Origin of the sequence: Streptomyces sp. NPDC048269 (genome assembly GCF_040652395.1) — a bacterium.
Lineage (GTDB): Bacteria > Actinomycetota > Actinomycetes > Streptomycetales > Streptomycetaceae > Streptomyces.
Window position 1 is genome coordinate 77,574 of record NZ_JBEZLW010000007.1, and the last position, 21,020, is coordinate 98,593.

At 72.3% G+C, this 21,020-nt stretch carries 15 protein-coding genes and 2 pseudogenes; 11 read left to right on the forward strand and 6 right to left on the reverse strand.

Annotated features, from left to right (window positions below):
- Positions 1 to 31: 31 nt before the first annotated feature.
- On the reverse strand, positions 32 to 1,366 hold the full coding sequence (gene paaK, locus AB0D48_RS10505; protein ID WP_362393293.1) for a phenylacetate--CoA ligase PaaK: 1,335 nt from the start codon (positions 1,364 to 1,366) through the stop codon (positions 32 to 34).
- A gap of 107 nt (positions 1,367 to 1,473) precedes the next feature.
- On the opposite strand from paaK, the gene AB0D48_RS10510 reads away from it, so the two are divergent.
- Positions 1,474 to 2,331 (forward strand): alpha/beta hydrolase, encoded by an 858-nt coding sequence (locus AB0D48_RS10510; RefSeq protein WP_362393296.1) that lies wholly within the window; start codon positions 1,474 to 1,476, stop codon positions 2,329 to 2,331.
- Positions 2,332 to 2,528: 197 nt separating this feature from the next.
- On the opposite strand, the gene AB0D48_RS10515 is transcribed toward AB0D48_RS10510, so the two are convergent.
- The gene (locus AB0D48_RS10515) at positions 2,529 to 4,160 is read right to left on the reverse strand and encodes an acyl-CoA synthetase (RefSeq protein ID WP_362393299.1); all 1,632 of its coding nucleotides are present in this window, start codon (positions 4,158 to 4,160) and stop codon (positions 2,529 to 2,531) included.
- A 187-nt stretch (positions 4,161 to 4,347) separates the two neighbouring features.
- Here AB0D48_RS10515 and AB0D48_RS10520 point away from each other — a divergent pair, with 187 nt between their 5' ends.
- From AB0D48_RS10520 to AB0D48_RS10555, 8 genes and pseudogenes are all read left to right on the forward strand, one after another.
- On the forward strand, positions 4,348 to 5,148 hold the full coding sequence (locus AB0D48_RS10520; RefSeq protein WP_362393302.1) for a crotonase/enoyl-CoA hydratase family protein: 801 nt from the start codon (positions 4,348 to 4,350) through the stop codon (positions 5,146 to 5,148).
- 246 nt (positions 5,149 to 5,394) lie between these two features.
- Positions 5,395 to 6,357 (forward strand): OB-fold domain-containing protein, encoded by a 963-nt coding sequence (locus tag AB0D48_RS10525; RefSeq protein WP_362393305.1) that lies wholly within the window; start codon positions 5,395 to 5,397, stop codon positions 6,355 to 6,357.
- Positions 6,357 to 7,424, forward strand: a complete 1,068-nt coding sequence (locus tag AB0D48_RS10530; protein WP_362393308.1) for a thiolase domain-containing protein — start codon at positions 6,357 to 6,359, stop codon at positions 7,422 to 7,424. The genes AB0D48_RS10525 and AB0D48_RS10530 overlap by 1 nt, the downstream gene beginning before the upstream one ends.
- Complete coding sequence (locus AB0D48_RS10535; RefSeq protein WP_362393310.1) at positions 7,421 to 8,596, forward strand: thiolase domain-containing protein; 1,176 nt, start codon at positions 7,421 to 7,423, stop codon at positions 8,594 to 8,596. The genes AB0D48_RS10530 and AB0D48_RS10535 overlap by 4 nt, the downstream gene beginning before the upstream one ends.
- Before the next feature lie 132 nt (positions 8,597 to 8,728).
- The gene (locus AB0D48_RS10540) at positions 8,729 to 8,968 is read left to right on the forward strand and encodes a DUF397 domain-containing protein (RefSeq protein WP_362393313.1); all 240 of its coding nucleotides are present in this window, start codon (positions 8,729 to 8,731) and stop codon (positions 8,966 to 8,968) included.
- Between the two features lie 249 nt (positions 8,969 to 9,217).
- On the forward strand, positions 9,218 to 9,691 hold the full coding sequence (locus AB0D48_RS10545; protein WP_362393316.1) for a hypothetical protein: 474 nt from the start codon (positions 9,218 to 9,220) through the stop codon (positions 9,689 to 9,691).
- A gap of 147 nt (positions 9,692 to 9,838) precedes the next feature.
- Positions 9,839 to 10,090, forward strand: a pseudogene (locus AB0D48_RS10550) (hypothetical protein); the annotation flags it as partial.
- Positions 10,091 to 10,600: 510 nt separating this feature from the next.
- Entirely contained in the window at positions 10,601 to 11,101 is a 501-nt protein-coding gene (locus tag AB0D48_RS10555) for a hypothetical protein (protein WP_362393766.1), read from the forward strand.
- Between the two features lie 19 nt (positions 11,102 to 11,120).
- On the opposite strand, the pseudogene kstD reads toward AB0D48_RS10555, so the two are convergent.
- The 3 genes and pseudogenes from kstD to AB0D48_RS10570 all read right to left on the reverse strand — a co-directional run bounded on the left by kstD (position 11,121) and on the right by AB0D48_RS10570 (position 14,995).
- Positions 11,121 to 12,928, reverse strand: a pseudogene (gene kstD / locus AB0D48_RS10560) (3-oxosteroid 1-dehydrogenase).
- A gap of 79 nt (positions 12,929 to 13,007) precedes the next feature.
- A complete protein-coding gene (locus AB0D48_RS10565) occupies positions 13,008 to 13,625 on the reverse strand; it encodes a hypothetical protein (protein ID WP_362393319.1) in 618 nt (205 codons plus the stop codon).
- Between the two features lie 242 nt (positions 13,626 to 13,867).
- Complete coding sequence (locus AB0D48_RS10570) at positions 13,868 to 14,995, reverse strand: aminoglycoside phosphotransferase family protein (RefSeq protein ID WP_362393322.1); 1,128 nt, start codon at positions 14,993 to 14,995, stop codon at positions 13,868 to 13,870.
- A 231-nt stretch (positions 14,996 to 15,226) separates the two neighbouring features.
- Here AB0D48_RS10570 and AB0D48_RS10575 point away from each other — a divergent pair, with 231 nt between their 5' ends.
- Entirely contained in the window at positions 15,227 to 16,723 is a 1,497-nt protein-coding gene (locus tag AB0D48_RS10575; RefSeq protein ID WP_362393325.1) for a hypothetical protein, read from the forward strand.
- A gap of 75 nt (positions 16,724 to 16,798) precedes the next feature.
- Here AB0D48_RS10575 and AB0D48_RS10580 read toward each other — a convergent pair whose 3' ends face one another.
- Positions 16,799 to 18,220 (reverse strand): SpoIIE family protein phosphatase, encoded by a 1,422-nt coding sequence (locus AB0D48_RS10580; RefSeq protein ID WP_362393328.1) that lies wholly within the window; start codon positions 18,218 to 18,220, stop codon positions 16,799 to 16,801.
- Between the two features lie 496 nt (positions 18,221 to 18,716).
- Here AB0D48_RS10580 and AB0D48_RS10585 point away from each other — a divergent pair, with 496 nt between their 5' ends.
- Positions 18,717 to 20,945: a molybdopterin cofactor-binding domain-containing protein gene (locus tag AB0D48_RS10585; RefSeq protein ID WP_362393331.1), complete on the forward strand. Its 2,229-nt coding sequence runs from the start codon at positions 18,717 to 18,719 to the stop codon at positions 20,943 to 20,945.
- Positions 20,946 to 21,020: the final 75 nt, after the last annotated feature.

Here is a 21,020-nt window from a genome sequence, read left to right on the forward strand (position 1 = left end):
AATAGGCCCGAAGGGGTGGTCAGGGGTGGTTTCATCCGGCCGCCCGCGTGTCCGCTCCTTCTCCTCCTTCTGCAGCGCGGAGGTCCACCAGCCGCTTGATCTTGCCCACCGAGCGCTCCAGGGTCTCCGGCTCCACCACCTCGACCCGGACCGAGACCCCGATCCCCTCCTTGACTGCCCGGACCACCGCGGCGGCCGCCACCTCCCGCCGGGCGGCGTCCGCCTCCCGGCGCGCCTCCACCCGTACCGTCAGGGCGTCCATCCGGCCCTCCCTCGTCAGCCGCAGCTGGAAGTGGGGAGCCAGACCGGCCGTCCGCAGGAGGATCTCCTCGATCTGGGTGGGATACAGGTTCACCCCCCGCAGGATGATCATGTCGTCGCTGCGGCCCGTGATCTTCTCCATCCGGCGGAACGCCGGCCGGGCCGTGCCGGGCAGCAGCCGCGTCAGATCCCGGGTGCGGTAACGGATCACCGGCATGGCCTCCTTGGTGAGGGAGGTGAACACCAGCTCGCCGGTCTCGCCCTCCGGCAGCACTGCGCCCGTCAGCGGATCGATCACCTCCGGGTAGAAGTGGTCCTCCCAGATGTGGAGCCCGTCCTTGCTCGACGCGAACTCCTGCGCCACGCCAGGTCCCATCACCTCGGACAGGCCGTAGATGTCCACCGCGTCGATGCCCAGCCGCTCCTCTATCTCCCGGCGCATCTCCTCGGTCCACGGCTCCGCGCCGAAGATCCCGGTGCGGAGCGAGGTGGAGCGCGGATCGATGCCCTGGCGTTCCATCTCGTCCATCAGGGTCAGCATGTACGAGGGGGTCACCATGATGACCTCCGGCCGGAAGTCCTGGATGAGCCGGACCTGGCGGTCCGTCATCCCGCCCGAGGCGGGCACGACCGTGCAGCCGAGCCGCTCTGCGCCGTAGTGCGCGCCGAGGCCGCCTGTGAACAGTCCGTAGCCATAGGCGATGTGGACGATCTGGCCGGGTCTGCCGCCCGCGGCGCGTATGGACCGGGCGACGACATCAGCCCAGGTGGAGAGGTCTCCGTCGGTGTACCCGACGACGGTGGGGCGCCCGGTGGTGCCGCTGGAGGCGTGGATGCGGCGCACATCGGAGCGCGGCACGGCGAACATCCCGAAGGGGTACTGGTCCCGCAGGTCGGCCTTGGTGGTGAAGGGGAACAGGGCGAGATCGGCGAGTGAGCGGCAGTCGTCGGGGTGCACACCGGCCTTGTCGAAGGCCTGCCGGTAGTACGGCACCCAGTCGTACACGCGGTGCAGGGTCGCGCGCAGCCGCGTCAGCTGGAGGGCGGCCAGCTCGTCGCCGCTGAGCCGCTCGCCTTCGTCGTGGAGATCCGCGTGTGCCGCCATGCCGTCACCTCATCGTGAGTCAACCGACCGATCATTCGGTAGATTGCCAGGACCTGGCCCGGTAAATCAATGACTCGAACGAGTGATCGTCTGATGTGATGGCCCGCATGCCTACGTTCAGCACCTACGACGGAACCGAACTCGCCTACCACCTCCGCGGCGAGGGCGAGCCGCTCGTGTGTCTTCCCGGCGGCGCCATGCGCGCCTCGGAGTACCTGGGGGACCTCGGCGGGCTCACCGCGAACCGTCGTCTCATCCTGCTCGACCTGCGCGGCACGGGCGACTCCGCGATACCGGCGGACGAGTCCACGTACCGCGTCGACCACCAGGTCGCCGACGTCGAGGCGCTACGGGCACACCTGGGTCTGGAGCGGATGGACCTCCTCGCGCACTCCGCCGGCGGCAACCTGGCCCAGCTGTACGCGGCCGCGCATCCCCAGCGGGTGGGCCGGGTCGTCCTCGTCACCCCGACGGCGTGGGCGGTGGACCTCCCCGCCACGACGGAGCAGCGGCTGGAAGCGGCCCGGCTGCGGGCCGGGAGCGAGCCCTACGACACGGCGATCGCGGCCTACCAGCGGATCCTGGCGGGCGGCCCCGGCGGGCGGGGTGTGGAGGAGTGGGACCTGGCCGCGCCGCTGTTCCACGGCCGCTGGGACGAGGAGGTCCAGGCGCACTGGGCGGCGGGCGAGCACCAGCAGAACGAGGAGGCGGCCGCCGCGTTCGCGGGGCCCGGCGCGTTCGATCCGCCTGCCACCCGGGCCGGTCTCCGCCGGGTGGAGGGTGAGGTCCTGGTCCTGGCCGCGGAGCTGGACGGCAATCCCAACCCCGCGCTCGCGGCCGAGCTCGCCACGCTGTTCCCGCGGGGCGCGGTCGACGTCCAGCCCCAGGCATGTCACTTCCCGTGGCTGGACGACCCGGAGTGGTTCGCCGCCCGCGTGGAGCGGTTCCTGTCGTCCGGAGCCTGACGCCGTCGCCTCCTGCGCCGGGTGGGCGGGTGCGCCTCGAGGACCTAGGGTTCTGCCCCAGGCCCTGCGCCTCAAGCGCTGGCGGGGCTGGATTTGGCCTGGGCTCGGTGGGCGGGCGTGCCTCAGAGGCCCGGGGCTCCGCCCCAGGCCCCGCGCCTCAAGTGCCGGCGGGCTGGATTCGGCCCGGGGGTTGCCGGTCAGCGGGCCGTGTCCGCCTCCGTCGCCACCGTCTTGGCCCAGCGGTAGTCCGCCTTGCCGCTCGGGGAGCGTTGGACGGCGGGGGTGATGACCAGCTGGCGGGGGATCTTGTAGCCCGCCAGGCGGGTGCGGCAGTGGGTCTGGATCTCGTCCAGGGTCGGCTCCGGGGCGCCCGCCCGGATCTGTACTACCGCGGCCACGTGGCTGCCCCAGGTCGGGTCCGGAACGCCCGCGACCAGGGCGTCGTACACGTCCGGGTGTGACTTCAGCGCCTGCTCGACCTCCTCCGGGTAGACCTTCTCGCCGCCGGTGTTGATGCACTGCGAGCCGCGCCCGAGGACGGTGACGATGCCCTGCTCGTCCACCGTGGCCATGTCGCCGAGCAGCACCCAGCGCTCCGTGCCCTTCTGGAAGAAGGTCTCGGCGGTCTTGGCCGGGTCGTTGTAGTAGCCGAGCGGCACGTGGCCGCGCTGCGCGAGGCGGCCCGGTTCGCCCACCGCCACCGGCTCGTGCGTCACCGGGTCCACCACCTGCGTACGGTCGTTGACCTCCAGGCGGAAACCCTTCTCCGGGCCGGAGTCGTTCGTCGCCCGCCCGTTGGATCCGGACTCCGAGGATCCGAAGTTGTTCAGGAGCAGCACGTCCGGTACCAGCCGCTGGAACTCCGCGCGCACCGTCTCCGACATGATCGCGCCAGACGAGGAGACGCTGAACAGCGAGGACAGGTCGGTCCCCTTGAGCGGGCCGTTCAGCGCGTCGATGAGGGGCCGCAGCATCGCGTCGCCCACCAGCGACACGCTGGAGACCTTCTCCTTCTCGATCGTGCGGAGCACCTCCTCGGGCGCGTACTTGCGGTGGATGACCACCCGCTGTCCGTAGTTGAAGGCGATGAACGAGGTGAGGGTGGACGTACCGTGCATCAGCGGAGGGGCGGGGAAGAAGGTGAGCCCGGCGCCCTTCGACGCGACCCGCTCCGCCAGCTCCTCCGGCCGCTTGACCGGCTCGCCCGAGGGTTCGCCGCCGAAGAGCCCGGCGAAGAAGAGGTCCTCCGCCCGCCACATGACGCCCTTGGGCATACCGGTCGTGCCGCCCGTGTAGATGATGAACAGGTCGTCGGGGGAACGGGGTGCGAACCCGCGCTCCGGCGAGCCGGCCGCCTCGGCGTCCGCGTACGCGATAGGTGCGATCGAGGGCTCCGTCGCCCCCTCGGGAGCCGCCCCGATGCGGATCAGGTGGCGCAGCTTCGCCGCCTGCGGGAGGGCGGCCGCCACCCGCTCGGTGAACTCTCCCTCGAAGACCAGCGCGGCGAGGTCGGCGTCGTTGTAGAGGTAGACCAGCTCCTCCTCCACGTACCGGTAGTTGACGTTGACCGGAACCAGCCGGGCCTTCAGGCAGGCCAGCACGGTCTGCAAGTACTCGATCCCGTTGTAGAGGTGCAGGCCCAGGTGCTCTCCGGGCTTCAGCCCGCTGTCCAGCAGGTGGTGCGCGATCCGGTTCGCCGCCGAGTCCAGCTCCGCGTACGTGAGGCGGCGCTCGGCGCCGGTGCCGGGGTGGTCCACGTAGACGAGGGCCTCGCGGTCCGGAACCACGTCCACGACCGACTCGAACAGGTCGGCAAGGTTGTACTCCACCGTTCCTCCTGACCCTGGACTTACCCATTGCTGGGCACATGGCTGTCTGCTCCGGCGGTCATTAGAGCGCCGCCGACGGCAGGTGGGAAGGGAGCCGCTGAAGAAATCTGACTGACTGTCAGAAAACTATTGAACTGCACCCGCCCCTACTGCAACCTGTTCTAGGTCTTGAGACGGGAGGACGGCAATGGGTGGGACGGAACACCTGACCGTGCAACGGCACGGCGCCACGCTGGTGCTCACCATGAACAGGCCCGAGGCGAAGAACGCGCTCTCGCTGCCGCTGCTGGTGGGGCTGTACGACGGGTGGCTGGAGGCCGATGCCGACGACGCGATCCGCTCCGTGGTGCTGACCGGCGCGGGCGGGGACTTCTGCGCCGGCATGGACCTCAAGGCACTGGCCGGGAAGGGGATGGCGGGCGACCAGTACCGGGACCGGCTCAAGGACGACCCCGACCTGCACTGGAAGGCCATGCTCCGACACCACCGGCCGCGCAAGCCCGTGATCGCGGCGGTGGAGGGGTACTGCGTGGCCGGCGGGACCGAGATCCTCCAGGGCACGGACATCCGGGTGGCGGGGGAGGGTGCCACCTTCGGGCTGTTCGAGGTCAAGCGGGGACTCTTCCCGATCGGCGGCTCCACGGTGCGGTTGCCGCGTCAGATCCCGCGTACGCATGCCCTGGAGATGCTGCTGACCGGGCGTCCGTACTCCGCCGCGGAGGCAGCGCGGATCGGGCTGGTCGGGCGGGTGGTGCCGGACGGTACGGCGCTGGAGACGGCGCTGGAGATCGCGGAACGGGTCAACGAGTGCGGGCCGTTGGCCGTGGAGGCGGTCAAGGCGTCGGTCTACGAGACCGCCGAGTTGACGGAGCGGGAGGGGCTGGCGGCCGAGCTGCTGCGGGGGTGGCCGGTCTTCGACACGGCTGATGCCAAGGAGGGGGCGCGGGCGTTTGCCGAGAAGCGGCCCGCGGTGTATCGGCGGGAGTAGCCCCGCCGGGCCGTCACCGGGCAGGGCCCGGGACCGGGGGTTCGGCTGCGGCACCGTTGCTGGGGCTCCGCCCCTGGCCCCGCGCCTCAAACGCCGGCGGGGCGGGGATGGGCTCCGCCCCTGGCACCGCGCCTCGGACGGAAGGGGCTCCGCCCAGGCCCCGGCCTCGAACGCCCGGGGGGCTGGGATGGGCCCGGTGCGGCATGAAGACGTTCGTCACCCGAATCGAGAATCGGAGAGCCACCCGTGACAGCCACCGCTTCCTCGCCTGACGTGCTCCGTGCGCCGCTCGTCGTCGAGTTTCCGTTCACCAGGTCCCTCGGGCCCGTGCAGTCCGCCTTTCTCACCGGGCTGCGCGAGCGCCGGGTGCTCGGTGTCAAGACCTCCGGCGGTGCGGTGATGGTTCCGCCCGTCGAGTACGACCCCGTCACCGCCGAGGAGGTCCGCGAGCTCGTCGAGGTCGGGGCCTCCGGGACCGTCACCACCTGGGCCTGGAACGGTCGGCCCCGTCCGAACCAGCCCCTGGGCACGCCGTTCGCCTGGGTCCTGGTCAGGCTCGAGGGCGCCGACACCGCCCTGCTGCACGCCCTCGACGCCCCCGGCCCCGAATCCGTGCGCACCGGGATGCGGGTGCGCGTGCGATGGGCCGCCGAGCGCACCGGGGCGATCACCGACATCGCCTGTTTCGAGCCGTACGAGGGCCCCGCCCTCCACGAAGCGGCCCCCCACGACGGGGTCTTCGCGGAGCCCGTCACCGGCATCGTCGCCGAGGCCCGCCTGGACTACACGTACAGCCCCGGCCGCGCCCAGACCGCCTACATCAACGGGCTCTCCGAGCGGAAGACCATCGGCGAGCGCTGCCCCTCCTGCCACAAGGTCTACGTCCCGCCGCGCGGCGCCTGCCCCACGTGCGGGGTCGCCACCACCGACCAGGTCGAGGTCGGCCCGGCCGGGACGGTCACCACGTACTGCATCGTCAACATCAAGGCCCGCGGCCTCGACATCGAAGTCCCGTACGTCTACGCCCACATCGCCCTCGACGGGGCGGGCCTCGCACTGCACGGCCGGATCGGCGGCATCCCGTACGACCAGGTCCGCATGGGCCTGCGCGTCGAACCCGTGTGGACCGAAGGCGGCCGCTATCCCGACCACTACCGCCCCACCGGCGAGCCGGACGCGGACTACGACGCGTACAAGGAGCTCATCTGATGCCCAGGACGAGCAGGCACGCACGCGACGTGGCCGTCGTCGCCTTCGCGCAGAGCGACCACCTGCGCCGCACCGACGAACTCAGCGAAGTCGAGATGGTCATGCCGGTCCTCCACCAGGTACTCGAGCAGACCGGTATGAAGGCCGGTGAGATCGGCTTCACCTGCTCCGGCTCCAGCGACTACCTGGCCGGCCGGGCCTTCTCCTTCACCATGACGCTCGACGGGGTCGGCGCCTGGCCGCCGATCTCCGAGTCGCACGTCGAGATGGACGGCGCCTGGGCCCTCTACGAGGCCTGGGTCAAGATCCAGACCGGCGAGGCCGACACCGCGCTCGTCTATTCCTACGGGAAGTCCTCCCCGGGGTCGGTACGCGACGTACTGACCCGGCAGCTCGACCCGTACTACCTCGCCCCCCTCTGGCCCGACTCCGTGGCCCTGGCCGCCCTCCAGGCCCAGGCCCTGATCGACGCGGGCGAGACGGACGAGGCGTCACTGGCCGCCATCGGGGCCCGCAGCCGCGCCGCCGCCGAGGCCAACCCGCACGCCCAGCTCCGCGGCACCGTGCCCCACGGCGACTACCAGGTCCGCCCGCTGCGCACCGGCGACTGCCCGCCCATCGGCGACGGCGCGGCGGCCGTGATCCTCGCCGCCGGGGACACCGCACGGCGGCTGTGCGCGCGCCCCGCCTGGATCACCGGCATCGACCACCGCATCGAGGCCCACGGGCTGGGCCTGCGCGACCTCACCGACTCCCCGTCCACCCGGACCGCCGCCGAGCGCGCCGGGGTCTTCGAGGCCCCGGTGGACACGGCGGAACTGCACGCGCCGTTCTCCTCCCAGGAGGTCGTGCTGCGCAAGGCCCTCGGCCTCGGCGACGAGGTGACCGTCAACGCCTCCGGCGGGGCGCTCGCCGCCAACCCGATGATGGCCGCCGGCCTGATCCGGATCGGCGAGGCCGCCGCCAGGATCCACCGCGGCGAGTCCGACCGGGCCGTCGCGCACGCCACCTCCGGCCCCTGCCTCCAGCAGAACCTGGTCGCCGTCCTGGAAGGGGACCCCTCATGAGCACGTCGGGCAAGGAACCCGTGGCCGTCGTCGGCATCGGCCAGACCAAGCACGTCGCCGCCCGCCACGACGTCTCCATCGCCGGCCTCGTCCGGGAGGCCGCCGCGCGCGCCCTTGCCGACGCCGGGCTGAGCTGGGCGGACATCGACGCGGTCGTCATCGGCAAGGCCCCCGACTTCTTCGAGGGCGTGATGATGCCCGAGCTGTACCTGGCCGACGCCCTCGGCGCGGTCGGCAAGCCCATGCTGCGCGTGCACACGGCCGGTTCGGTCGGCGGGTCCACCGCGCTCGTCGCCGCCAACCTCGTCGCGGCCCGCGTCCACCGGACCGTCCTGACCCTCGCCTTCGAGAAGCAGTCCGAGTCCAACGCCATGTGGGGCCTCTCGCTCCCCGTTCCCTTCCAGCAGCCGCTGCTGGCGGGCGCGGGCGGATTCTTCGCCCCGCACGTGCGCGCGTACATGCGGCGCACCGGCGCCCCCGACACGGTCGGCTCGCTGGTGGCGTACAAGGACCGGCGCAACGCGCTGAAGAACCCGTACGCCCACCTCCACGAGCACGACATCACCCTGGAGAAGGTCCAGGCCTCGCCCATGCTGTGGGACCCGATCCGGTACTCCGAGACCTGCCCCTCCTCGGACGGCGCCTGCGCGATGATCCTCACCGACCGGGAGGGCGCGGCCCGTTCGCCGAAACCGGCGGCCTGGGTGCACGGCGGGGCGATGCGCAGCGAGCCGACGCTCTTCGCGGGCAAGGACTTCGTCTCCCCGCAGGCCGGCAAGGACTGCGCGGCCGACGTCTACCGCCAGGCGGGGATCACCGACCCGCGCCGGGAGATCGACGCGGTGGAGATGTACGTGCCGTTCTCCTGGTACGAGCCGATGTGGCTGGAGAACCTCGGTTTCGCGGCGGAGGGCGAGGGCTGGAAGCTCACCGAGGCCGGCGTCACCGAACTCGACGGTGACCTTCCCGTCAACCCTTCGGGGGGTGTCCTGTCCACCAACCCGATCGGCGCCTCCGGCATGATCCGCTTCGCGGAGGCGGCCCTCCAGGTCCGCGGCCAGGCCGCGGAACACCAGGTTCCGGGAGCCCGCCGGGCCCTGGGACACGCGTACGGCGGCGGCGCGCAGTTCTTCTCCATGTGGCTGGTGGGCGCCGAGCCGCCCACGTCCTGAACGGAGTCGGCCCGTCGCGGACGGGGCCGCGCGGAGTGCCGCACCGGCCACGGGTGACTCACCGTGCCCTGTGCGGCACCCGCCGCGATGGTTAACCTTGCCCCCGGACGACGTACCGGGAGGAGCACGCACGTGGCCGAGAGCATGACTTCACAGCCCCTCGCTGGCTGGGGCAAGCCGGACCTCGATCTCACCGAGGCGGACTGGCGGTCGAGCAGCCGGGGAGCGGGGGACGTCCAGATCGCCTTCGTCGAGGGCTTCATCGCGATGCGCAACAGCGAGCGACCCGAAAGCCCTTCGCTGATCTTCGCGCCGGACGAGTGGCGCAGGTTCGTACTGGACGCGCGGGGCGGGGAGTTCGACCTGACCTAGGGCCTGTCGTCAAGGCACCGCCAGGCGGGACTTCGACGACAGGCCCTGGCCCGCCCGTCCGCCGTGCGCGGCGCACCACCGGTGGCGCGGAGCCGCCCCGTGGTGCGCCGGCCCGGTCCTCCGGGCCGGTCGTCGGGCCGGTGGTCGGGCAGGTCGTCGGGCCTGCCGTGGGGCCCTCCGGAAAGCCGTTGCCGCGCCTGCGGCGCACCGGCAGTATGGCCCTCATGACGATCATCCGCCGAAAGGGCGATGCCGCGTAAGCGGCCCGGCGCGCTGCGCGCCGCACGAGGAACCTTCGAAGGCCGTCGGCCGCCCGCCTGGGCGTGGGAACTGCCGTCCGTGGACCGGCTGTCGCCCGCTCCGAGCGCGGAGGTCCACTGGGCCCTGGGCGCACGCGCGGGAAACGTCGCGGGCCTGCTGAGCATGTACCGGCGCTTTCTGCGCACGCCCGGCCGCCGGCTGTGGCTGGTCCCCTCGGGGTGCCCGGGTTGCCCCGGTTGCGCGTTGGACGACGTCGCCGTCGTCAGGGACGAGCTGGCGGACCACTACCGCGCCGTGCCGTCCGAAGCCCGGCGCGCGCTGGGCCGCGTACTGCGCCTGCTGGACGAGGAGTTCCGCCACCGTACCTTCCCCGATCCCGATCCGCCCGCCGCGCACTGGACCGACTGGAGCGGCGATCCGTACCCCTGGTGGCACCGGCGGCTCTACGCGGACAACCCCTGATGTGGCGGCATGAGCGGAGAGAGCGACCTGCGCAAGCTGCTGAGCGGGATGCGGCCCGAGTTGAACGAGGGCCGGTAGGTGTTCTGCACCGTCCCCGGCACCACCGTCCCCCCGGGTACCGCACCCATCGCCACCGTCCTGGAACGAGTGCACCGCTACCTCGTCCACGTCCTGCGCGAACGCCTGACCGAGGCACCGGACCCCACGGACCTGTCCCTTTACGGCCTGCCCGCCGACCCGGAGGCACTGGCCGCCCGGCCGATGCCCGACCGTGCCCCCAACCTGGGCCCCGCGCCCGACGGGCTGACGGACTGGTTCGCGCAGGGCGCACGGGACCTGGAGGGGCTCCTGCGCGAGCTCGGGCCGGACGTACCGGTCTGGACCTGGTCGGCGGAGCAGAGCTCGGGCTTCTGGATGCGGATGCAGACGATCGAGCTGGCCCTCCACCGGTGGGACGCGGAATCCGTGACCGGGACGCCGTCGCCCCTGGATCCGGACCTGGCGGCGGACGCCGTGTCCCAGACCTTCGAGATCATGGCCCCCGCCCGCCGCTCCTGGCGGGCAGCCCCGGCGGGAGCGGGGGAGCGGTACCGCTTCCGGCGTACGGACGGCCCGGAAACCTGGACGGTGGTCTTCGACGGCGACGAGGTCCTGCCGGAGCCCCGCTCCACCGCCCCGGCGGACGTCGAGGCCGCGGGGGCGGCCTCGGACCTGGCCCTCTTCCTCTGGCACCGCCTGCCGGCCAACGGCCCTGCGGGTCTCCGGCGACGCCACCCTGCTCCCGCACTACTTCAGGTTCGTACCGCCCGTCTGACGCGCCCCGGTCCCGCCGCCCGCCCCCGGCCAGGGCAGCGGCCCGATGAGGGGCCCCGGGCCGGAAATCTTCGCCCGGCCACGTACCATGGCGGCATGTCCTTCCTCCGCCGCCACCGCGCCGCCACACCCGCCGGCCCGGACTTCGACGTCCTGGCCATGGACCCGGGGGACTGGCCGGGCAATCTCGGGGCCGGGCTGCTGCCCGCGCCCGACGGCAGCTGCCAGGGTGTCTTCCTCCGCTACGACCTGTTCGGCGGACGCGGCCCCGCGATGATCATCGGCAACCTCCCCGAGGGCTCCCCCGCCCGGGAGCTCGCCGACGGCCAGGTCCCCTTCGAGGTGGCCCAGCTCCTCGACGCCCTGGAGAACGACGAGGACGTCGAGGTCACCGGCGTCGAGGACTGCCCCGTCATGCAGGGCGACAACCTCCTCATCGTCCGGAAGATCAAGCTGTCGGAGTCCCGCATCTCCTGCGTCCAGTTCGACCGCAGCGACAACGTGCTGGTCACCATCGCCAGCTGGGACCGCCCGATCACCGATGACCTCTACGCCCTGCTGAAGCCGCTCCCCGCCGAGCTCTTCCAGCAGGGCTGATCCGGCTGCTCCGGAGCAATCAGGCGTCCGCGATGTCGTTCGCCGCCACGTAGCCGAACGTCATCGCGGGGCCGATCGTCGATCCGGCCCCCGCGTAGCTGTGGCCCATCACCGCCGCGCTCGCGTTCCCCGCCGCGTACAGGCCCCGGATCACCGAGCCGTCCGCCCGCAGTGCCCGGGCCCGCGCGTCCGTCACGATGCCGCCCTTCGTGCCCAGGTCACCCGGCACGATCTTGAAGGCGTAGAACGGCGGCGCCCAGACCGGTGCCAGGCACGAGTTCGGTGTCACCCCGGGGTCCGTGTAGTAGTGGTCGTACGCCGTGTCGCCCCGGTGGAAGTCGGAGTCGGTCCCGTTCCACGCCTGCGCGTTGAACCGGTTCAGGGTCGCCCGCAGCGCCGCCGCCGGTACCCCGATCTGGCCGGCCAGCCCGTCCCACGTCCACGCCTTCTTCGCCGCACCAGCCTCGTACCACGAGTCCGGGAAGACGATCGTCGGCAGGACGTCCTTGAACAGGTACTTGCTGCGGTAGTTCTGGTCCACGATCAGCCACGCCGGGATGTGCGAACCGGCAGCGCCCCGGTCCTTCTCGTACATCACGTGCACCACATCGCTGTACGGGGCCGCCTCGTTGACGAACCGCGCGCCGTTCCCGTTCACGATCAGCCCGCCCGGCAGGGTCCGTTCGGCGAGGCAGAAGTACGGCTCCCCGGGCAGCGGGATCGACGGGCCCCACCACGCGTCCTCCATCAGCGCCAGCGCAGCCCCGGCACGCTGCCCCGCCCGGATCCCGTCACCCGTGTTCTCCTTCGCGCCCACCGACCACTGGGTGCCGATCGGCTGCTGCTGGTACTGCGCCCGCATCTGCGCGTTGTGCTCGAAGCCGCCCGAGCCGATCACCACCCCGCGCCGGGCCCGTACGGTGCCCCGTACGCCCTCCTTCTCCACCACGACCCCGTCACGGCGCCGCCCGCACCGCCCTCCTGGACCAGATCGACCAGCGGGCTGTTCAGCCACACCGGCACCCCCGCCCGCTGCAGCCCGGCGCGCAGCCCGGCCGCCAGGGCCTGGCCCATCGTCAGCGGCTTCTGCCCGAGCAGCGCCGCCTTCGTGCCGCGCGCCAGGCACTCGGTGGAGACGGCCAGGCCCTTCGCGTTCACGGCCGCCAGGTTCAGCCACTTGTAGTCCTGGCTGAAGACCACCATCCCGGCGGGGACCGGCATGTACGCCGGGTTCAGGCGCGCCAGTTCGGAGCCCAGGACGTTGCCGTCGAGCTGGTCCGGCTCGATGGACCGGCCGTTCGGCAACCCGCCCGGCAGGTTCGGGTAGTAGTCGCTGTACCCCTCCATGAAGCGGAACCTGAGCGGGCTGCAGGCCATCACGAAGTCCAGCATCCGCGGCCCGTTCGCGAGGAAGGCGGCCTGCCGGTCCGCCGGCACCCCGGGCCCGACCACGGCGGAGAGGTACGCCGCCGCCTTCTGCGGGGTGTCCGGCACCCCCGCACCCAGGATCACCGAGTTGTTGGGCAGCCAGATCCCGGCCCCCGAACGCGCGGCGGACCCGCCGAAGGTGGGCGCCTTCTCCACCACCACGACGCTCAGCCCCCGCTTGGCGGCGGTGAGCGCGGCGGTCATCCCGGCGGCGCCGGATCCGACCACGACGACGTCGTACTCGCCGAGCGAGGGTCCCTCTTGGGCGTCGGCGCCGACGGCCCGCGCGGCGGCGGACGGCAGCACGGCGGCGGTGAGCACCCCGGCGCCGGTCCCGGCGAGGAGGGTACGCCGGGACGGGAGGCTCTCGCGGTACGTGCGTGAAGCGCTTGCGGACATGGGCAGGCTCCAGCGGAGTGGGGAGGAGGGGAATGGCTCCGGCATGTCTGATGCTGAGCCAGAAAAGGTGTTAGGGGGATCATGTGATGTCAAGGCATCCGACGCCGCAGCCTCCCGTACGCCGCCTCCAGTACGCCACCGTCACCACGGCCAGCAGGGGGCCCCACAACACCAGCGGGGTGTAGCAGACGTAGAACCACAGCGCGGTCCAGCCACCCGCCTCGCTCGGAAAGCCGGCGGGCAGCGGATCACCCTGGAGGGTCGTCCCGGCCACCTGGGTCACCACCGCGAGGACGGTCCACAGGGCGGTCAGCGCGCAGGCGCCGAGCGCGGCGGGGACGGCGGCGGCCGCCACCGGGATCCGCCGTCCGCCCAGGACCGGGATCCAGCGGGGGACCGACTCTCCCCACGGGGCGACCAGCCCGACGGCGGTGAAGGCCAGCAGCTCGGAGACGACCGAGAGGATGACGACGTACACATCGAGCGGCAGCCAGTCAGGCAGCTGCCCGCTGTCCGCCCCGGAATGGTCGACGAACAGGAGACCCAGTCGCCAGATGCCGGACGGCAGGACGGTGAAGGGGATGGCGTATGCGGCGATCCGCGCCCAGCGCGGAACTCCCGCCACCGGGGTGTGCGCTGCCTTCCAGGCGGCGCGCATGCTACCGCCCGACGGCCTCGTCTCGGTGGGCACGGACATGGTTTCCTCCGGAGTGGCGGGCATCGCTTGCCCGGTCTGCTCCGAAGATCGCAGCCGCGTCGGTGGGCGCGGATCGCCCGCCGGGAGGATCCACTTCCGCCGCGCGGGGGAGGCGGGTCATCCTCCCTGCGTACGCGCCGGAGTGCGCGCCCGGGTACATGCCCGCGTACGCACCCGCGTACGAGCGAAGTCCCGTGGCGGTGGGGGCCACGGGACTTCGCGTACGGGGGACGCGGGACGCGTCAGCGGGTGCCGACCGCCGCGCGGATCGCTCCGCGGGCCATCCCTGCGTCATCGTGCAGCCGGCGCAGCAGCAGCCGCTGCTCCTCGCCGGACGACAGGGCGCCCGCCGGCAGGGGCTGGGCCGGAGCGGTCGCCAGCATGGAGCGCTGGACCGCCGTCTCCGACATCCGGATCTCCCGGGTGAGCACCAGCATCAGATTGATCAGGAAGGCGTCCCGCACCGCCGGACCGGCCGACTGCGCGAGCCGGCTGATCTGGCTGCGCGCGGCCGGGGCGTCGCCCAGCACCGTCCACAAGGTGGCAAGGTCGTAGCCCGGGAGGTACCAGCCCGCGTGCTCCCAGTCCAGGAGCACCGGTCCGGCCGGGGACAGCAGCAGGTTCGACAGGAGCGCGTCACCGTGGTTGAACTGCAGAGCCGTGCCCGACAGCTTCACGCCGTGCAGCAGCTTCTGCAGGTCACCGAGGTCCCGGTCCGTCAGCAGGCCCAGCTCGTAGTCGCGGGCGATCCGCCGCGCGTAGTTCAGCGGGGTCCCGAACAGATCCGCCGGCGGACGCCACTGGTTGACCCGGCACACCGCCCCCAGGGCCGCCCGCAGGTCGACCCGCGGCGGGGCCTCCACGGGATGCCGCTGCAGCGCCGCGACCCGGCCCGCCATCCGCTCGACGATCAGTACGCAGTTCTCCGGGTCGGCGGCGATCAGCCGCGGCACCCGGACCGGCGGGCGGTGGCGGACGAAGGCCCGGTATGCAGCTATTTCGTGCCGGTACCGCTCGCGCCACTCCGGCGAATGGTCCAGTAACACCTTCGCGACGGCGGTCATCCGTCCGGTGGTGCCCACCAGGAGGACCGATCGGCCGCTGCGCCGCAGCACCTGGACCGGCGCGAACTCCGGACAGATCCGCTGGACCGAGGCGAGCGCGGTCCGCAGTTGTGCTCCTTGCGGCCCCGACAGGTCGATTCTTCCGCTGAGCGGCTGCGATCCGGATCCCGGCATCCGCCGTGCCCGTACGGCGGCGCTCTGCGCCGGAGCGGAGGGGCGGCCGGGTTCGAGGTAGGGGCCGCCGCCCGCCTGGAGCGTGCGGTGCGGCCGGACCGGGGCGGACACGGAGGACGTTGCTGCGTACATGGCGTTACGGATCCCTTCGTGCGCCGACGATTTACGTACGCCGCCCCGCCGGATCCCGTACTTCACCCTGGGGAGCTCCGCCGGTGAACCGGGGCGGGGAGGCGCATTCCAACCAGACACCCGGCCGTGGGTGGCGCATCATCGAGCGCGCCCTGGCGAAGCCTGGCGAATAGTCGCTGGGCATCTGACGGCGGGTTACTGTCAACTCAGCCGAGAACCTGGGGGCTTGACGTGAGCAAAGGTCCGAACACCCGCTTGAACGACCTGTTCGGCCTGGCCGGCTGGTCGAAGGGCGAACTGGCGAGGATGGTCAACAGGCAGGCGGCGGCCATGGGCCACCCCCAGCTGGCCACCGACACCTCGCGGGTACGGCGCTGGATCGACATGGGGGAGACCCCGCGCGAACCGGTTCCCACGGTACTGGCAGCACTGTTCACCGAGCGGCTCGGTCGTGTCGTGACCATCGAGGACCTCGGGTTCGTACGGCAGCGGCGCACCAACAGACGGCAGCCGGACGGGGCGCAGGAGAACCCCGACGGAATGCCCTGGGCGCCCGAACGCACAGCCGCGGTCCTCACCGAATTCACGGGAATGGACCTCATGCTCAACCGTCGCGGTCTGATGGGCGCGGGCGCCGTGCTCACCGCCGGCTCCGCCCTCAGCAACGCCATGTACGACTGGCTCCACACCGACCCCGCCCACGCCAAGGAGACACAGCGCTTCGGGGAGTCCTTCCAGGCCGACCCCGCGGGCTTCGACCGCTACGAGGCGGCGCCCATCGGCTCCCAGGAGATCGAGGCACTGGAACGCTCCGTCGAGGTGTTCCGCGCCTGGGACGCCTCCAGAGGAGGCGGCCTCCAGCGCAAGGCGGTCGTCGGCCAGCTCAACGAGGTGGGCGGGATGCTCGCCTACCACCACCCCGACCACCTCCAGCGGCGGCTGTGGGGGGTGGCGGCCAACCTCGCCGTGCTCGCCGGCTGGATGTCCCACGACGTGGGCCTCGAACCCACGGCGCAGAAGTACTTCGTCATCGCCGCGCACGCCGCGCGCGAAGGCGGCGACCGGCCGCGTGCCGGCGAGGCACTCTCCCGCGCCGCCCGCCAGATGGTGCACCTCGGCAAGCCGAACGAGGCCCTGGACCTGATGAAGCTGGCGCAGTCCGGTTCCGGCGAGCAGACCCTGCCGCGCACCCGCGCCATGCTGCACACCATCGAGGCGTGGGCGCAGGCCGCCATGGGAAAGGGCCAGGCCATGCGCCGCACCCTGGGCGAGGCGGAGGAACTGTTCGTCTCCGACAAGGGCGACGTACCGCCGCCGAGCTGGATGCAGCACTTCGACGAGGCGGACCTGCACGGTATGCAGGCCCTGGCGTACCGCACCCTCGCCGACCACGACGTCACGGCGGCGCCGATCGCCGCCCGCCACGCCAAGGAAGCCCTCCGGCTGCGCGGCGACGGCCACCAGCGCTCACAGATCTTCGACTACATCTCGATGGCCTCGGCCTGCTTCATCGCCGACGACCCCGAACAGGCCGACCGCTACGCCCGGCTGGCCCTGGTGTCGATGAACGAGACCTCCTCGCACCGGACGTGGGACCGGCTGCGGGAGATGTACCGGCTCACCGGGCAGTACGCCGGTTACGCGCGCATCGAGGACCTGCGCGAGGAGATCGAAATGGCCCTCCCCGACATCCCGGCACCACGCAGCCCGCGCGGCACGGAGGTGTAGTGGCGGACGGCGTAGGGAGACGAGAAAGGCCGCGCCGTCCGGCGCGGCCCTGAAACCCGTACGGCTGATCAGCGCTCAGGATCCGACGCGGGCGACCAGCACGCAGGCGTCGTCCTCGCGCTCGCTCTCGCCGAACTCCTCGATCACCATCCGCACGCAGTCCTGTGCCGACCGCGCCGCCGAGAACCGGGGCGCGAGCTCCAGCAGCCGCTCGGTTCCGTCCGCCCGGCTGAACTCGATGCTGCGCGGCGTCAGCCCGTCCGTGTGCAGGACGAGTACGTCGCCGACCTCCAGGCACTCCTCGGCCTGCCCGTACGAGGCTCCGGAGGTGGCGCCCAGGAGGACGCCCTCCGGCGGAGCCAGGGAGCGGCCGGACCCGCGGCGGAACAGCAGGGGGGCCGGGTGTCCGGCCTGCGCCCAGGAGAGCACGCGGCGCGCGGGATCGTAGCGGCAGCACACGGCCGAGCCGAGCGCGGGCTGTACGGAGGTCTCCAGGAGCTGGTTGAGCCAGCCCATCAGGGGGCCCGGCTCGATGCCGGCCATGGCCATCCCGCGCAGGGCGCCGAGCATCATCGCCATCCCGGAGGTGGCGGTGACCCCGTGCCCGGTCAGGTCGCCGACGGTCAGCAGGGAGCGTCCGTCGGCCAGTTCGAGTGCGTCGTACCAGTCGCCGCCGATCAGCGCGCTCGTCGCCGACGGCAGGTAGTGCGCGGCCACGTCGAGGGTGCCCGTACTGCTGTGCGGGAACCGCAGGGAGCCGCGCCACGGGGGGAGCACGGCTTCCTGCAGCTCGACCGCCAGCCGGTGCTCGGTCTGCGCGATCTCCCGCCGGCGCTGGAGCGAGTCACGCGACTCGCGCACCGCCCGCTGGCTCCGGCGCAGTTCACTCACGTCCCGCAGCACGGCCCACATGGAGGCGGTGCAGCCGTCGGAGTCGAGTACCGGCTCGGCCCTCATGTGCAAGGTCCGGACCCGGCCGTCGGCCCGGACGATGCGGAACTCGCCGTCGATCGGCTTGCCGTCCACCAGGCAGGCGGTGACCCACGCGGTCAGCAGCGGCTGGTCCTCGGAGAAGAGGGTGGAGCCCAGCTCGTCGAGGGGGAGCGCGCCCGCCTCGGGGGACCGGCCGAAGATCTGGAAGAGCTCGTCGGACCAACTGACCTCGTCGGTCAGCAGGTTCCACTCGGCGCTGCCGACGCGGGTCTGCGCCTCGGGCCCGGATTCGGGGGCCGCCGGGGGCAGTTCGACGGTCTCGGCGGCGGGCGGCAGGCCCTCCTTGAGCTGGCCCAGGTGCGCGCGGAGGTCGTCGAGGTGGTGGACGGCGAGGTCGCACAGAGCGCGCTGCCAGCGGCCCTGGGCGTCGTCGTCGTCGACGACGGTGTCGCGGCGGACCGCGTCCACTTCGCCCCGGAGGCGCCGGGTCTGCGAGATCAGCGCGTCCACCGATCCCGGCTCGGGCGGTTGCGCGGGACGGTCCGCGAACAAGTGGGACGGCATGAGAACTCCGATACAGGCGCGGCACGGCCAAGTCTGAAGGAAGGACCGGTTACGACTGTTGCACAGGCGGCGACGACCTGTAAGACGTTTGGCAACATCCGCGTCGGACTTGCTTTCGGCATATGTCGCAGGCCTTCCGGCCGCTTTGCCCCGCGTGCGAACGAATCCGGTCAGCCGAGGTCAGGGCCCCGTGATCGGCTCCGGCGCGCCTGCCTCCCCGGTCTGCGCGAAGCGGGGTCCGGCGGCCCGAACCGGGCAGGAACCCGCGGCCGGAAACCGGCCTCGCGTGCGGGCCGGATCGCTCGTACGACCGAGGTGTACGAGGCGCCCCGCGCCGTACGGCACGGATCGGCGGCCCCGCCGCGGTACCCCGAACGAATGAACCCGGGTGGTGACCCACGGCTTCCCACCCCACCCGTCGATCGCTACCCTACGTGTCGGTAATGAGCCGGGAAGGTCCGCTCCGGCGGATCCGTGCAGGGTGGGGACACAAGACATGACCGGGCAGAACCACCCGGCGGGGCAGAGCCGCCGCTCCTTCCTCACCTACCTCGTCGCGGCGCCGACCCTCGCCCTCGTCACCCGCGCCGGCACCGACGCGCTGGCCCCGCAGCCCGCCCACGCCGTCGTGCCGAGCCTGCCCGCCATCGCCGATGTCATCGACCTCGGTGACCTGTTCATCCTGGCCGGTGCGCCCACCTCCGCCCTGCTGGCGCTCGCCGTCGAGGCGGACGGGACCATCCGGTTCCGGCTGCCGCGCGAGGAGGTCGGCCAGGGCCTCACCACCGCCGTGGCCATGCTGGTCGCGGAGGAACTCGACGCGCCCTTGACCTCCGTACGCGTGGAACTGGACGACGCACGGCCCGAGTTGGTCTTCAACCAGCTCACCGGCTCCTCCAACTCCATCCGCTCCCTCTACGGGCCCGTCCGGCAGTGCGCCGCCACCGCCCGGGCCCGCCTCGTCGCGGCCGCCGCCCGCCGCTGGGGCCTCTCCGCGGCCACGCTGACCACCGCGACCGGAGCGGTCCGCGCCCCCGACGGCCGCACCGCCGGCTACGGCTCCCTCGCCGCGGCCGCGGCCGACCCCGGCCTGACCGTCCCCGGCGCCACCCCGAAGAAGACCGCGAAACACACCCTCGTGGGGCGGCCGACCAGCCGCGTCGACGCCCGCGCCATGGTCACCGGGGCCCAGCGCTACACCCTCGACCTCGACGTGCCCGGCGCCAAGCCCTGCGTGGTGCGCCGCCCGCCCACCCTCGGCGGCAGCGTGAAGTCCGTCGCCAACACCGCCGCCGTCCAGGCCATGCCCGGCGTCCTGCACGTGGTGAGCGTCCCGACCGGGGTCGCCGTCGTCGCCGAGACCTTCGGCCAGGCCCTGAACGCCAAGGCCGCCCTCCAGGTCACCTGGGGCCCCGGCCCGGCCGACGCGCTGTCCGACGCGCAGATCCGTACGAAGCTGCGCGCCGCGACCCCGCCGCTGCTGGTGCCGCCGCTGCTGACCCCGCACGTGGACGCCGAGTTCGACTTCGCGTTCGTCAGCCACGCCCCGATGGAGACCAACTCCGCCGTCGCCGACGTGCGCGAGGACCGCGCGGAGATATGGTCCGGGCTGAAGTCCCCCATCGTGGCCCGCGAGACCATCGCCGCCGACCTCGGTCTGCCGCTGGACAAGGTGAAGGTGCACGTCGTCCAGGCCGGCGGTTCCTTCGGCCGGCGGCTCTTCTTCGACGCCGCGCTGGAGGCCGCCCGGATATCCAAGGCCTGCCGCCGCCCCGTCAAGCTGATGTGGACCCGTGTGGACGACACCCGGCACGGCCGGATGCGCCCCGCCACCCACCACAAGATCAGAGCCACCCACCTCCTGGGCGAGGTGCTCAGCTTCGAGCACCGGGTCGCGGCCGCCGAGACCGACTTCCGGCACGGGCTCGGCGAGATCATCACCGCCACCGCCGCGAGCCTGCCGCTGGGCATCGGCAACGCGACCCTGGCCCAGACCCTCTTCCTGACGACGGTGAAGTCCCCGTACCACTTCGGACTCACCACCCAGGCCCTCACCGAGGTGCCGACCGGCATACCCACAGGCTCCTGGCGCTCGGTGTACTCCGCCAACACCCGTGGGGCCGAGGAGATCGTGGTCGACGAACTCGCGGCGGCCACCGGCAAGGACCCGTACCGCTTCCGCCGTATCTTCCTGAAGACCGACGCCCAGCGCGCCGTGCTCGACAAGGCGGCCGCGGAAGGACAGTGGGGGCGGCCGATGCCCGCCGGATGCGCGCAGGGCATCGCCTTCCACGAGGAGTACAAGTCCCGAACCGCCTGCCTCGTCGAGATCGACACCCGCGACCCGGAACACGTCCGCGTCACCAAGGCGGTCATCGCCGTGGACGTGGGCCTGCCCGTCAACCCGCGCGGGCTGGAGGCACAGATGATCGGCGGTCTCACCGACGCCATCTCCACCACCCTGCGGGCCGGCCTGCACCTCGACAAGGGGCTGCCGATGGAGGGCAGTTACAGTCAGTTCCACTGGGCGCAGCAGCGTGACACCCCGCGTGACGTACGGGTCCACGTACTGCCGGCCACGGGAGAGGAGCCCGGTGGTGCGGGCGAGCTCGGGGTGCCCGCGGCCGTCGGCGCGATCGCCAACGCCTGGGCGCGGGCCACCGGTTCCAAGCCGCGCAGCTTCCCCCTCGACTTCGACGTCGACTTCACCCCGTACCCCCGCTGATGCCCGCCGGTCCGCGACGGCCCCCGGGCGGCCCCGGACCCCCGCGACAGTCCCCGACAGTTCCCGAGCCAGGAG

Bases quoted from the DNA above. Each gene is read 5' to 3' on its own strand.
- paaK (WP_362393293.1), bottom strand. From the start codon at position 1,366: ATGGCGGCACACGCGGATCTCCACGACGAAGGCGAGCGGCTCAGCGGC.
- AB0D48_RS10510 (WP_362393296.1), top strand. From the start codon at position 1,474: ATGCCTACGTTCAGCACCTACGACGGAACCGAACTCGCCTACCACCTC.
- AB0D48_RS10520 (WP_362393302.1), top strand. From the start codon at position 4,348: ATGGGTGGGACGGAACACCTGACCGTGCAACGGCACGGCGCCACGCTG.
- AB0D48_RS10530 (WP_362393308.1), top strand. From the start codon at position 6,357: ATGCCCAGGACGAGCAGGCACGCACGCGACGTGGCCGTCGTCGCCTTC.
- AB0D48_RS10535 (WP_362393310.1), top strand. From the start codon at position 7,421: ATGAGCACGTCGGGCAAGGAACCCGTGGCCGTCGTCGGCATCGGCCAG.
- AB0D48_RS10545 (WP_362393316.1), top strand. From the start codon at position 9,218: ATGCCGCGTAAGCGGCCCGGCGCGCTGCGCGCCGCACGAGGAACCTTC.
- AB0D48_RS10555 (WP_362393766.1), top strand. From the start codon at position 10,601: ATGTCCTTCCTCCGCCGCCACCGCGCCGCCACACCCGCCGGCCCGGAC.
- AB0D48_RS10565 (WP_362393319.1), bottom strand. From the start codon at position 13,625: ATGTCCGTGCCCACCGAGACGAGGCCGTCGGGCGGTAGCATGCGCGCC.
- AB0D48_RS10570 (WP_362393322.1), bottom strand. From the start codon at position 14,995: ATGTACGCAGCAACGTCCTCCGTGTCCGCCCCGGTCCGGCCGCACCGC.
- AB0D48_RS10580 (WP_362393328.1), bottom strand. From the start codon at position 18,220: ATGCCGTCCCACTTGTTCGCGGACCGTCCCGCGCAACCGCCCGAGCCG.
- AB0D48_RS10585 (WP_362393331.1), top strand. From the start codon at position 18,717: ATGACCGGGCAGAACCACCCGGCGGGGCAGAGCCGCCGCTCCTTCCTC.